The organism is Staphylococcus coagulans (assembly GCF_022557135.1).
Taxonomy (GTDB): Bacteria; Bacillota; Bacilli; order Staphylococcales; family Staphylococcaceae; genus Staphylococcus; species Staphylococcus coagulans.
The window spans coordinates 1996726-2010019 of sequence record NZ_CP092966.1 but is presented as its reverse complement, the minus strand read 5'-3'; the positions used below and the strand labels follow the sequence as shown (position 1 = coordinate 2010019).

Annotated in this window: 14 protein-coding genes; 12 read left to right on the top strand and 2 right to left on the bottom strand. The window is 36.4% G+C overall.

The genetic code is table 11. The features are described from left to right. Positions 1-12: 12 nt before the first annotated feature. The 4 genes from sufB (at position 13) to KM149_RS09520 (ending at position 4786) form a co-directional block, all read left to right on the top strand. Positions 13-1410 carry a Fe-S cluster assembly protein SufB gene (sufB, locus tag KM149_RS09535; protein ID WP_016424582.1) on the top strand — a complete coding sequence of 466 codons (1398 nt, stop codon included), beginning with the start codon at positions 13-15 and terminating at the stop codon, positions 1408-1410. A gap of 145 nt (positions 1411-1555) precedes the next feature. Continuing rightward, on the top strand, positions 1556-2242 hold the full coding sequence (locus KM149_RS09530) for a CPBP family intramembrane glutamic endopeptidase (RefSeq protein ID WP_215021775.1): 687 nt from the start codon (positions 1556-1558) through the stop codon (positions 2240-2242). A gap of 424 nt (positions 2243-2666) precedes the next feature. Beyond that, complete coding sequence (locus KM149_RS09525; RefSeq protein WP_165546105.1) at positions 2667-3665, top strand: CNNM domain-containing protein; 999 nt, start codon at positions 2667-2669, stop codon at positions 3663-3665. A 50-nt stretch (positions 3666-3715) separates the two neighbouring features. Continuing rightward, positions 3716-4786 (top strand): NAD(P)H-dependent flavin oxidoreductase, encoded by a 1071-nt coding sequence (locus tag KM149_RS09520; RefSeq protein ID WP_165546106.1) that lies wholly within the window; start codon positions 3716-3718, stop codon positions 4784-4786. Positions 4787-4803: 17 nt separating this feature from the next. Here the strand turns inward: KM149_RS09520 and KM149_RS09515 are convergent, their stop codons facing one another. Then, entirely contained in the window at positions 4804-5499 is a 696-nt protein-coding gene (locus tag KM149_RS09515) for an alpha/beta hydrolase (RefSeq protein WP_050345903.1), read from the bottom strand. A gap of 181 nt (positions 5500-5680) precedes the next feature. On the opposite strand from KM149_RS09515, the gene KM149_RS09510 reads away from it, so the two are divergent. The 5 genes from KM149_RS09510 (at position 5681) to KM149_RS09490 (ending at position 10090) form a co-directional block, all read left to right on the top strand. After that, a complete protein-coding gene (locus tag KM149_RS09510) occupies positions 5681-6529 on the top strand; it encodes a DUF72 domain-containing protein (RefSeq protein WP_214972535.1) in 849 nt (282 codons plus the stop codon). A gap of 9 nt (positions 6530-6538) precedes the next feature. Next, a complete protein-coding gene (locus KM149_RS09505) occupies positions 6539-7369 on the top strand; it encodes a sulfite exporter TauE/SafE family protein (protein WP_214972544.1) in 831 nt (276 codons plus the stop codon). Between the two features lie 14 nt (positions 7370-7383). After that, positions 7384-8703, top strand: a complete 1320-nt coding sequence (locus tag KM149_RS09500; RefSeq protein ID WP_241415324.1) for a bifunctional metallophosphatase/5'-nucleotidase — start codon at positions 7384-7386, stop codon at positions 8701-8703. A gap of 85 nt (positions 8704-8788) precedes the next feature. After that, on the top strand, positions 8789-9706 hold the full coding sequence (lipA, locus tag KM149_RS09495) for a lipoyl synthase (protein WP_016424591.1): 918 nt from the start codon (positions 8789-8791) through the stop codon (positions 9704-9706). 18 nt (positions 9707-9724) lie between these two features. Continuing rightward, the gene (locus tag KM149_RS09490) at positions 9725-10090 is read left to right on the top strand and encodes a YutD family protein (RefSeq protein WP_060830194.1); all 366 of its coding nucleotides are present in this window, start codon (positions 9725-9727) and stop codon (positions 10088-10090) included. A 421-nt stretch (positions 10091-10511) separates the two neighbouring features. On the opposite strand, the gene KM149_RS09485 is transcribed toward KM149_RS09490, so the two are convergent. Beyond that, positions 10512-10778 (bottom strand): DUF3055 domain-containing protein, encoded by a 267-nt coding sequence (locus KM149_RS09485; RefSeq protein ID WP_016424593.1) that lies wholly within the window; start codon positions 10776-10778, stop codon positions 10512-10514. Between the two features lie 100 nt (positions 10779-10878). Here KM149_RS09485 and KM149_RS09480 point away from each other — a divergent pair, with 100 nt between their 5' ends. Genes KM149_RS09480 through KM149_RS09470 form a run of 3 tightly spaced genes read left to right on the top strand, consistent with a single transcriptional unit; the run spans position 10879 to position 13077 of the window. Beyond that, on the top strand, positions 10879-11313 hold the full coding sequence (locus KM149_RS09480) for a DUF86 domain-containing protein (RefSeq protein WP_016424594.1): 435 nt from the start codon (positions 10879-10881) through the stop codon (positions 11311-11313). Then, positions 11314-12099, top strand: a complete 786-nt coding sequence (locus tag KM149_RS09475; protein WP_214972530.1) for a TIGR01457 family HAD-type hydrolase — start codon at positions 11314-11316, stop codon at positions 12097-12099. It begins immediately after the preceding gene. 6 nt (positions 12100-12105) lie between these two features. Further along, on the top strand, positions 12106-13077 hold the full coding sequence (locus KM149_RS09470; RefSeq protein ID WP_103356705.1) for a 2-hydroxyacid dehydrogenase: 972 nt from the start codon (positions 12106-12108) through the stop codon (positions 13075-13077). The last annotated feature ends 217 nt before the right edge of the window (positions 13078-13294 follow it).

The following is a 13294-nucleotide window of genomic DNA, read 5'->3' as shown; positions in this document are numbered from 1 at the left end:
GAGTGATGATTGATGGCTAAAAAAGCACCTGATGTAGGCGATTATAAATATGGCTTCCATGATGAAGACGTATCAATTTTTAGATCAGAGCGTGGTTTGACAGAAAATATTGTACGCGAAATTTCAAGAATGAAAGATGAACCTGAATGGATGTTAGACTTTCGTTTGAAAGCTTTAAAGTTATTCTATAAAATGCCGATGCCTCAATGGGGTGGAGATTTATCAGAATTAGACTTTGATGACATTACGTATTATGTCAAACCTTCAGAACGTTCAGAGCGTTCTTGGGATGAAGTGCCAGAAGAAATTAAACGTACGTTTGATAAATTAGGTATCCCAGAGGCAGAACAAAAATATTTAGCAGGTGTGTCTGCACAATATGAATCTGAAGTCGTTTACCATAATATGGAAAAAGAACTAGAAGAAAAAGGTATTATCTTCAAAGATACAGATACTGCACTTAAAGAGAATGAAGACTTGTTTAAAGAGTATTTCGCATCTGTTATCCCTGCTGGTGACAATAAGTTTGCCGCTTTAAACTCAGCTGTATGGTCAGGTGGTTCATTCATCTACGTGCCTAAAAATATTCAATTAGATACACCTTTACAAGCATACTTCCGTATTAACTCAGAAAATATGGGACAATTTGAGCGTACACTCATTATTGCTGATGAAGGTGCCTCTGTTAACTATGTTGAAGGATGTACAGCACCAGTGTATACGACAAACTCTCTACACTCAGCGGTTGTAGAAATTATCGTCCACAAAGATGCACACGTACGTTATACAACAATCCAAAACTGGGCTAACAATGTTTATAACTTAGTTACTAAACGTACGTTCGTTCATGAAAATGGTAACATGGAATGGGTCGACGGGAACTTAGGATCTAAGTTGACAATGAAATATCCTGCTTGTGTATTATTAGGTGAAGGTGCTAAAGGTAGCACGCTTTCTATCGCTTTTGCAGGTCAAGGTCAAGTCCAAGATGCAGGTGCAAAAATGATTCATAAAGCACCGAACACATCTTCTACAATTGTGTCAAAATCAATTTCTAAAGATGGCGGTAAAGTGGTTTATCGCGGCATCGTTCACTTTGGACGTAAAGCGAAAGGTGCACGTTCTAATATCGAATGTGATACTTTAATCCTTGATAACGAGTCAACTTCTGACACAATTCCTTACAACGAAATTTTCAACGATAATATCTCACTTGAACATGAGGCAAAAGTTTCTAAAGTTTCTGAAGAGCAATTGTTCTATCTCATGTCACGTGGTATTTCTGAAGAAGAAGCAACAGAAATGATCGTTATGGGATTCATTGAACCATTCACAAAAGAATTACCAATGGAATATGCCGTTGAAATGAACCGATTAATCAAATTTGAAATGGAAGGCTCTATTGGATAGAGTGCCTCTTCGTTAAAATGGTATTTACTGATTAAAGGATAGTCTCACGTTAGAGACTATCCTTTTTTAATAGCTATCATTTATATATTGTATAATATTGGGCTAAATGCTATGCTTGTAAAAATATGTATAATAGGAGGTACTTATGTCAAATCTTACAATAAGGCGACAGAAAATAAGATATCAAGATTTTATATTATTTCCACTTTTTGTTTTGATTCAATATTTTTCTCCTATATTAGCTGAGCAATACTTGCCAAATATGTTATCTACGGTGATGAATTATCATTTAACCCCTGAAATGCAGGCACTATTATTCAATATTATTATGTTTACAGCACAACTGATTATTATTCTACTCTTCATTTTTTTAAAAAGAGATTCAATTTTCAAACAGTTTCAACAAAGGTGGATGGAATTACGTTTTTATATTAAGAAAATCATTTTTGTTTACATCATTTGGAGTGCTTTTATTTTGATTTATCAAAAAGTAGCCCCACTTGCAATATTGGATACCCAAAATTATATTTTTATATTGAGCTTATTAACTATAGGTGGACTGACGCCAATTGTCGAAGAAATACTCTTTCGTCATTTACTTATCGGCGAATTAGGGAAGAAATGGGGCTACTTAACAATGTCTTGTGTGTCTATCTTATTATTTGGTATTGCACACTTTTTACATTTTCAATCTATTTGGACATTCTTACCTTTTATTTTAGGAGGTATTACACTTACTTATGTATATTTAACATCAAATCGAAACCTTCTTGTTGTGATTGCATTGCACATGCTTATTAATACAGTATCGCATATTTTAAATTCAATTTAACAAGAATCAAAGTTTTGTTCTGCTCATATGGAACAATTTATGAAGTAACTTAATCAATGTCTGCAAAACATACTATGAAAATCAATGTTCGTTGTTTTAATTGTCCTTTTTGAAATGTTACTGCGAAGCGTTAACATGCTTGCTTTAAAATGTTATGAGATGCAATTGCATATGCCTAATTATTAAGGGTATAAACTTAGTAATCTTTTTGTCAGTAGTTAACTTGCAATTTAAATGCGCATCATAGACAATAAAATTAATATGATTTTATGATTTAAAATTTACGATTTTAAGATGATTTTAAAGGTGGAAAGTTCAACTATAAAACACGTAGGCCGAGTTTATTGTCGTTTTCGATGAATGCTTAAATGACTGGGCTAGAGGCTTGTTGGCTTTTACTGAAAATTAGAGGGGGAACCGATTAATGATCATTGCGATCATTTTATTAATTTTTGTATCTTGTTTCTTTTCAGGAAGTGAAACTGCACTCACTGCAGCAAACAGGGTCAAACTCAAATCTGAAGCGGACCATAACAATAAAAAGTCCGCAAACTTATTAAAGCTTTTAGATAAACCGAGTGCGTTTATTACGACCATATTGATTGGTAATAATATCGCAAATATTTTATTACCAACGTTGGTGACGATATTGGCGGTTGATTTAGGGTTAAACGTCGGGATTGCTTCGGCGATTTTAACTATAGTGATTATTGTTTTTGCGGAAGTGATCCCGAAATCAATAGCTGCCACATTTCCAGATCCGATTGCTCGACTTGTCTTTCCGGTTATTCGCTTTTTTGTCATTATATTAAAGCCAATTACCGTAATTTTAAATGCGATAACAGATGGGATTAATCGCTTATTATCTCGCGGTCAAGAGAACCAAGGTATGTCTAAAGAAGAAGTGCGTACAATGGTTTCTATAGCGGGGACTGAGGGTGCCTTTAATGAAATGGAACGTAATCGTATCCAAGGCGTCATGAACTTTGACCGTTTGAAAGTGAACGATATTAACAATACGCCTCGTGTGAATGTGACTTCGTTATCTGTAGAAAATGATTATGATGAAGTGTATGACATTGTCACTAATCACCCATATACGCGCTACCCGGTTTATGAAGGCGACATCGATCATGTTGTAGGGGTATTTCATTCAAAATATTTACTTGCATGGAGTAAAAAACCTGAAAAGTCAGTTTTAGATTTCTGTTCAGAGCCACTATTTGTTTATGAGCATAATCGTGCAGAATGGGTACTCAGAAAAATGACCGTTACGCGAAAACATATGGCGATTGTGTTAGATGAATATGGAGGTACAGATGCAATTGTCACGCATGAAGATTTGATTGAAGAAATGCTAGGTATGGAAATTGAAGATGAAATGGATCGTGAAGAAAGCGATAAATTGAATCAAGTTCGCTAGTACAATAAACGATTGTCATCACTGTTCTCAAATACAAGGGGGAGATTTTGATGTGGTATCAAACTGAATTGACACGGCGACTTCGTTTAAAATATCCAATCATACAAGCGGGGATGGCGGGTTCAACAACACCAGAGCTTGTCGCAGAAGTATCCCGAAATGGGGGATTGGGCACGATAGGAGCAGGTTATTTATCACTTGATGATTTAGCCGCTTCTATTAAACAAGTTCAAGCACTGACGTCAAAACCATTCGCAGTTAATCTATTTGTTCCTGAAACCTTTTCATACACCGAAGAAGCTGTTGAACGCATGAATACTTTTTTAAAGCCCTATCAACAAAGTTTAAATCTATCACCTGCCATAGTTGGCGAACATAGTGAAGCGCAATTTGAAGCAATGATTGATATCATTGTAAACTTGCAAGTTCCTGTATGTAGCTTTACTTTTGGTATTCCATCAAAAGCGATGATACAGCGACTGAAAAAGGCGAATATTTTTTTAATTGGCAATGCAACGACAGTTGAAGAGGCCATTGCTGTAGAAGAAGCAGGACTTGATTTTGTAGTAGCTCAAGGAAGCGAAGCAGGTGGTCATCGAGGTACATTTAAAAAAGAGGCGATACAGTCGATGATTGGCACAATGGCATTAGTTCCTCAAGTTGTTGATCACGTTTCTATTCCAGTCATTGCAGCAGGTGGTATTATGGATGGACGAGGTTGGATAGCGAGTCTCGCGTTAGGTGCAAATGCTGTTCAATTGGGGACAGCTTTCTTAACAACAAAAGAGAGCCAGGCCAAGTCAATTCAAAAGCGCATGATTTTTGAGAGCGACGAAACAGATACCATTGTCACAAAAGTTTTAAGTGGTAAGGCTGCAAGGGGCATTAAAAATAAAATTATAGAGAATTTGGAACAAAGTGAAGTAGACGTATTACCTTATCCGATACAAAATGATTTAACAAAACAAATTCGTGCCACTGCGGCGAAAAGCGGTCAATCAGAGTGGATACATGTTTGGAGTGGCCAAGGTGTTCGTTTAGCAAAAGATGATGATGTGAATACTCTTTTTAAACAATTATTAAATCAAGCCCAACAACAAATTGACAAGTTCAACTTGTAATGGGCTTGTTTCTTTATCTATGAGGCACGATGAGAGAGCCATTCTAACAACATATTTTGATGTGTCGCTGTTGGATTAATACAGTCTAAATGATCTAAATAAGGCAATGCATAAAGTGTCATATAATGCCCGTATTTATAATTTTCTTGTACATAAGATAATGTCGTGTCTATATGCACAGAAGTATCATTAAATCCGTGAATGATTAATGTTTCCACATCAATCGGCGTTTGCGTCAGCGGTGAGGCTTCTCGTAGTGTATGTGTAGCAGAAGTATTAAAATATTCAGCTACAGCATCTTGACCTAAATGTTGATGTAATGTGTAAAGTATATCGGTGACAGGGGCAAGTGCGACGATTTGATTGAATAAATCAGCTTGAAGGAGCGCAAGTTGTCCACCCACAGAATGGCCTATACCAATGACTTGTGTTGGTGCGTAGTTTGAATCTTTAAAATGTGAGACAGCTTGTGCAACATCTTCAGTTGGACAAGGCCAAGGGTGCTCTGAGCCACGACGGTATTCGATATTGACGACTGAATAGCCTGCATCAATAAAAAAATCGATATAAGGATCCATCATTGATTTGCTATATTTTTGGCGCCAGTATCCCCCGTGAATAAGCACAATCCATGCATTGAATTGAGCCTGTTGGTTTTCATAGACATCGTAGTGCTGATCTTCATGTGTGCCATATTCGATTTGTTCAACCATGATTGAAGCTCCTTTTATTGTGAGATTATTTTCTTCACTTATACCCTGCTTTAATATCAGTCAACCGTAAAGATAGCTGTGAGGCGCGTTAATAACTCAGTTTGATCAGAAGATGATATTGTTCAAGTGATTAAAAGGCAAGTCCCAATATTGATATGATAAAATAAATACGGTGATAAAAATGATAGAAATTGGTCTAACAGGGTGGGGCGATCACGACACCCTGTATGAAGATTTACAAAGAAAATCAGATAAATTAAAAACGTATGCAAGTCATTTTCCAGTTGTTGAATTAGATGCTTCATATTATGCAATTCAACCTGAACATAATATTTTAAAATGGATTAGAGAGACGCCTGAACGGTTTAAGTTTGTTGTGAAAATTCATCAAGCATTAACGCTTCATGCTGATTATCATGATTTTGCGGATTCGATTTCGCAGTTATTCAATGATTTTCGATTAATGATTGAACCGCTTGTTGAAGCACAAAAACTAGCGATGGTGTTAGTCCAATTTCCACCGTGGTTTGATTGCTCTACAAAGAACATTCAATACATTCGTTATGTACGCGAGCAGTTGAAGCAGTTTCCTGTATGTATAGAATTTCGACATCAGTCTTGGTTTAAAGGCGACATGAAAGAGCATACGCTTGCTTTTTTAACAGAACATCAACTCATCCATTCGGTGTGTGATGAACCTCAAGTAGGTGAGGGCAGTATTCCTTTTGTGAATCGAATTACGCATCAAACGGCATTAGTTCGATTTCATGGGCGAAATCAATACGGGTGGACTAAAAAAGATATGTCTGATCAAGAATGGCGTGATGTCCGCTATCTTTATGATTATTCTGAAGCGGAACTTCAACAATTAGCTGACAAAATCAAGTTATTAGATCATAAAGCAGAGCAAGTCTATGTTGTTTTTAATAATAATTCAGGTGGACACGCCGCAAATAATGCAAAATACTTTCAGAAATTATTAGGGATAGACTACGAAGGACTTGCCCCGCAACAACTTAAATTATTTTAAAGGGAGGTTATAATTTTGAGTATAATTATTCTTATATTAGTTGGTTTTCTCTCCGCTATTATCGGTTCACTCGTTGGAATCGGTGGTGGTATTATTATTGTCCCTACACTCATTTACTTTGGTGTCACCATGAATGTTTTAGATGAGATTACGCCTCAAACTGCAATTGGGACATCCTCAATTATTCTCATTGCGACCGGTCTTTCTTCAACGATTGGTTATTTGAAACAAAAACAAGTTGATATCAAAAATGGCTTTTTATTTTTAATTGGTATTATTCCTGGTGCGTTAATCGGTGCGTATTTAAGCCAATATTTAACAATCCATTCATTCAATTTATATTTTGGGATTTTTTTAATTGTAGTAGCAATAATGTTAATGATACGCCATCGCATTCCGCCAATCAAAGCATTTCAACAAGAACGTTATATGAAATCTTTTACTGATGCGCATGGAGAACATTATCGCTATGGTGTGGTGCCTTCCATCGCTATTATCGCTTCATTCGTCATTGGTTTAACAGCAGGGTTATTTGGCATTGGTGGGGGGGCATTGATGACACCGCTCATGTTGCTCGTCTTTAGATTTCCACCTCACGTGGCTGTGGGTACGAGTATGATGATGATATTTTTCTCAAGTTTAACGGGTTCAATAGGTCATATCGTTCTTGGTCATGTCTTATGGGGATACAGTATTATCCTAATCATTTCCAGTTGGATTGGTGCACAGATAGGTGTAAAATTAAATAAAACCGTCAAGTCTGACACAGTCGTATTGATTCTACGACTTGTCATGTTAGCATTAGGCGTATATTTAATTATACGTTCATTCTTTAATTAAAGTGAGGCGATATTATGCGTTTAACGATTTATCATACAAATGATATTCACAGTCATTTGCATGCCTATACACGTATTACAGCATACCTCCAAGCAACGCGACCAACTTTAACGCACGCTTCACGTTACGTCGATATTGGGGACCATGTCGATTTATCACTTCCTGTGACAGAAGGCACATTAGGTAAGCGTAATATTGAATTATTAAATGAAGCCGGTTGTGATGTGGCGACAATAGGAAATAATGAAGGCATGACGATTTCTCATGAAGCGCTTAACACGTTATATGACGATGCAACATTTAAAGTGACTTGTACGAACGTATTAGATGAATCAGGCAATTATCCACGGCATTTTTTGTCGTCTTATATTGAAGAAATAGAAGGCGTTCGTATTATGTATGTGGCCGCAACAGCCGCTTTCACGCCGTTCTATCGTGCATTGGATTGGATTGTCACTGATCCATTTGATGCGATTAAAAAAGAAATAGACACTAAAAAAGGACAATATGATGTTTTAATTGTACTCAGCCATGTCGGCATCTTTTTTGACGAAAAACTATGCGAAGCGATTCCAGAAATTGATGTCATTTTTGGTGCACACACACATCACTATTTTGAACATGGGCAAGTTGAAAATGGGGTATTAATGGCTGCAGCAGGCAAGTATGGCCATTTTCTTGGAGAGGTGACGCTCGATATTGAGAATCGAAAAGTTGTCTCTAAACAAGCGATTTTACACCCATTAGATACGTTACCTAAAGTGGAAACGCATTTTGAAGAAGAAGGCCGCGCATTATTAGATCAACCGATTGTGACAAAGAGAATGACATTGCCTCGAGCTATGAATTATATTACGCAAACAAGTTATTTACTTGCACAAAGTGTCCATGAATTTACAGACGCCGATTGTACAATAATTAATGCAGGGCTAGTCGTAATAGGCTATGAAAATAAGTATTTAACAGAATATGATGTGCATCAAATGTTGCCACATCCGATTAACGCGGTTCGAGTGAAACTCACAGGTGCGCAGTTAAAAGAAGTGCTGTTGAAAGCGCGAGAACAGGCCTATATGTATGAACACGCACAGGGATTAGGTTTTCGCGGCGATATTTTTGGAGGCTATATTTTATATGATGCTGGGTTTATCGCATCTAGTGAGCGCTATTTTGTTAAAGGTGTAGAGATTGATGATGATGAAATATATACGTTAGGTACGGTAGATATGTATACATTTGGGCGTTATTTCCCAATGTTGAAAGATGCAGAAATCATGTATTTAATGCCTGAATTTTTAAGAGACATCTTTAAAGATAAATTATTGGCAATATAAATAATAAGCCTCGTACATTTTAATTTTGTGTGAAGTTCGTTATAATGTATTGAGACCTATAAATTACGGGAGGTTATCCGCTGTTATGGCTACTAAAAATGAAGAAATTTTACGTAAACCGGATTGGTTAAAGATAAAGTTAAACACGAACGAAAATTATACAGGACTTAAAAAAATGATGCGCGAAAAAAACTTACATACCGTTTGTGAGGAAGCTAAATGTCCTAATATTCATGAATGTTGGGGAGAACGTCGTACGGCGACATTTATGATTTTAGGTGCGGTATGTACGCGTGCTTGTCGTTTCTGTGCTGTTAAGACAGGTTTACCGAATGAGTTGGACTTAGGTGAACCGGAACGTGTTGCACAATCAGTAGAAACAATGAATTTAAAACATGTCGTTATTACTGCTGTTGCACGTGATGATTTGAAAGACGCTGGTTCTAATGTATACGCTGAAACCGTACGTAAAGTGCGTGAACGAAATCCATTTACGACAATTGAAATTTTACCATCTGATATGGGTGGTGATTATGAAGCGTTAGAAACTTTAATGGCTTCAAAACCTGATATTTTAAATCATAATATTGAAACAGTACGACGTTTAACACCAAGAGTACGTGCTCGTGCAACGTATGATCGTACTTTAGAATTTTTACGTCGTTCTAAAGAATTACAACCAGATATTCCAACAAAATCAAGTATTATGGTGGGATTAGGAGAAACAATTGAAGAGTTGCACGAAACAATGGACGATTTACGTGCCAATGGTGTTGATATTTTAACAATTGGACAATATTTACAACCTTCTCGTAAGCACTTAAAAGTACAAAAATATTATACACCTTTAGAGTTTGGTAAATTGCGTAAAGTAGCTATGGAAAAAGGTTTCAAACATTGTCAAGCAGGACCATTAGTACGTAGTTCATATCATGCAGATGAACAAGTTAATGAAGCAGCGAAACAAAAACAACAGCTTGGTGACCAACAACTTAAAATATAAAATCCAGGTGATAGCAACATGATAAAAGTAGGAAATCACTATTTTGAATTAATTGAGTCTTATAAAGATGGATTTAACGAAGATGATTTTATCTCGAGATATTCTGAGATTCTAGATAAATATGATTTTATCGTAGGCGATTACGGTTATGAGCAACTAAGACTTAAAGGGTTTTATCATGATTCATACAAAAAGGCAGACTTTAATAAGCGTTTTTCAACGATACAAGATTATTTATATGAATATTGTAACTTTGGTTGCGCTTATTTTATTGTACGTCGTTTGTCGAAGCGCGAAGCTGAAGCGCAATTGGGGCATGAAGGGGCACCTTCAGAAGAGAACAAGCTGAAAGATGTTAAAATTCAGCCAACAATTCAAGATTAATACCATTTTATGATTAGCGTGTAAAAATAGAGAGATAATCGGATAGACACGCAAAGGTCAGAAGATGTTTGGGCTTGGTTGTGTATGTCTTGGTAAAAACTATGCACAGCCTGAGTCATCTCTTATCAGGTGAGGCGAAATTTTAGCCTGTATACAAAAAGGAAGGTTGGGATGGAAATCCCAAAATAAATAGCGCTCAGATGATTTTTAATAGAAAATCGTCTGGGCGCTTCCTTTTTGTAGTAAAACTTTCTATTGAATGACTTCGGATCAGCCTGTAGTCTCGTGCTCATCTTGTTACCTCAAGTGTCTCGTCATCCATACTTCGTTTATGCGTGTCATGACTCACTGTTATAGTTAAAAATAATCACATTCGCATCACTTAATTTATATCAACGGAAATCTAAATGAACGATGAACTTTATTGAATCACTTCATTTAAATAAGCAGTAATTTCGTCTGCTTCTTCATCACTGACACCTAATATATAGGAAATGTAGCCTTCCTCTTCTAAATCATCAGTTCCAATAATGCCAAATTTATTTGTCTGTGTATTTAAAACCAAAGTTTTCCCATAATGACGATCTGTTTGAATCAACACGAGATCATAGCGACTATGTTCGCCAACAAAGCCAACGAATCTAATCTGAGAAGGCTCAACATCATCATATAAAAACATATCTATCATCTTGTATACTCCTTTAAAATCATACTATGCCAAGTATAGCGATAAATGAAGTTGCATGCAAAATTGTGATATGATAGAGAAGAATAGGGGTGACATAAAAGTGTATTTCGTTGACAAAACACAATTAGAAACTAAACTCAAATATTTAGACCAATTAACCCAAGATTATCCAGAAGTGAAATCCAATTCATACGCATTTGAGCGTGTGGCACAAATGTTGATTGAGTCATCTGTTGACATCGGCAATATGATTATCGATGGCTTTATATTAAGAGACCCTGGAAATTACAAAGATGTGATTGACATTTTAGAACTTGAAGGTGCGATTTCTAAAGAGACTCAAAATATCTTACACGAAACGATTGATGTGAGACGTCAGTTTGTTCATTATTATGACAAGCTCGATGCGACACAGTTAGTACCTTTATTTGATAAAGCCGTGCCGTATTATCAACAATTTATTAAAGAAATTGTCCAGTTTTTAGAAAATGAAAATGTACCAGTGACAGCATTTGGTAAAGGAGAGAAAGCGTGAATGAAAGCTTATAAAGGCTATTTAATCGACTTAGATGGAACAATGTATAAAGGCAGCCAAAAAATTGAAGGTGCTGCGGAATTTATTGATTATTTGAATCAAAATGATATTCCGCATATTTATGTGACGAATAATTCTACAAAAGCACCTGTAGATGTTGTCGATAAGTTAGCGAGTTTTGATATTTCAGCTCAACCACAAGAAGTTGTGACCTCTGCAATGGCGACTGCGGATTATATTAGTGGAGAACATCCAGGCGCTACAGTGTATATGCTAGGTGGAACAGGCTTAGCAACGGCTTTAGAGGAGAGTGGACTTCAATTGAAAGATGATATTCATGTGGACTACGTGGTTATCGGTTTAGATGAAGCGGTCAATTATGAAAAATTAACAAAAGCGACATTAGCTGTTCAAAATGGTGCAACATTCATTTCAACTAACCCAGACCCGTCTATCCCTAAAGAACAAGGTTTTTTGCCGGGAAATGGTTCGATTACAAGTGTGGTGACTGTCTCCTCTAAACAGACACCGATTTTCATTGGGAAACCTGAAACGCCTATAATGGAAAAAGCACTTGAAATGTTGCAATTAGATAAAAGTGAAGTGGCCATGATTGGCGATCTTTATGATACAGACATTATGTCAGGCATTCATGTAGGTATGGATACCATTCACGTCCAAACAGGTGTAACTTCAAAAGAAGAGGCAATGAATCGAGAAACACCGCCTACATATAGTGTGAAAGATTTAAATGAATTGTGTGAAAATCTTATAAAAAGCGAGTGATCATTCATGGAGAAAATTTTAGTCACTAGACGTATTCCTCAAAAGTTTTTAGAAAGATTAGAAGCATTAGGTGAAGTTGAGATGTGGGATCATGAATTAACACCTATGCCTCGTGAACAGTTTGTGGAAGCGGCGAAAGATAAAACGGCCCTACTCGTAACATTAAGTGAACGTATCGATGCGACTCTTTTTGAAGCAGCGCCAAAATTAAAGGTTGTAGCGAATATGGCTGTCGGTTATGACAACATTGATCTTCAAATAGCTGAGCAAAGTCATGTGCAGGTTGCTAATACTCCAGGCGTTTTAACTGAAACGACTGCTGAATTAGGTTTTGCTTTAATGATGGCTACTTCAAGACGAATTGTCGAAGCAGAAAAATATGTGCAACAAGGTCAATGGGAAAGTTGGGGTCCCTACTTGCTTGCAGGAAAAGATATTTACCAATCTAAAGTGGGTATTTTTGGCATGGGTGAAATTGGGCGTGCCTTTGCGAGAAGACTTAAAGGCTTTAATGCAGATATCTTATATCATAATCGCTCAAGAAATATGAAAGCGGAACATGAGTTGGGTGCTTTTTATACCTCATTTGATACATTAATTAAAGAAAGTGATTTCGTCATTTGTACAGCGCCTTCTACGCCTGAAACGCAAAACACGTTTAATAAAGAAGTGTTTAAAAATATGCGAAATGATGCCATTTTCATAAATATCGGTCGCGGGGACTTAGTCGTTGAAGAAGATTTAGTGGAAGCGATAGAAAATGGTGAGATTGCGGGTTGTGGATTGGATGTAGTACGTGATGAACCGATTCGTACGGATCATCCACTATTAAAATATCCAAATGTGGTCGTGACACCTCATATTGGTAGTGCGTCAGTCTTAACAAGAGACCAAATGATTCAAACTTGTATTTTAAATATTGAAGATGTCGCTCAAGGTCTTTTAGCGCGGAATCAAGTTGTCACTAATACGCATTAATTTTAAAGTATCTACAAAGAAGTTGAGCACGAAAAACTTATCCATTCGATATACCTTTTAAATATTAAACTTGATGTGGACAAGTCAATTCAATGTCCATTTAGTTTTTGTCATTATGAATTAAATGATACGACAGTAATTTATTTTTAACTATAATAGTGCGTTATGATATGCATAAACAAAGTGATATCATACGAAGTTTTATCATAAAAAAGTA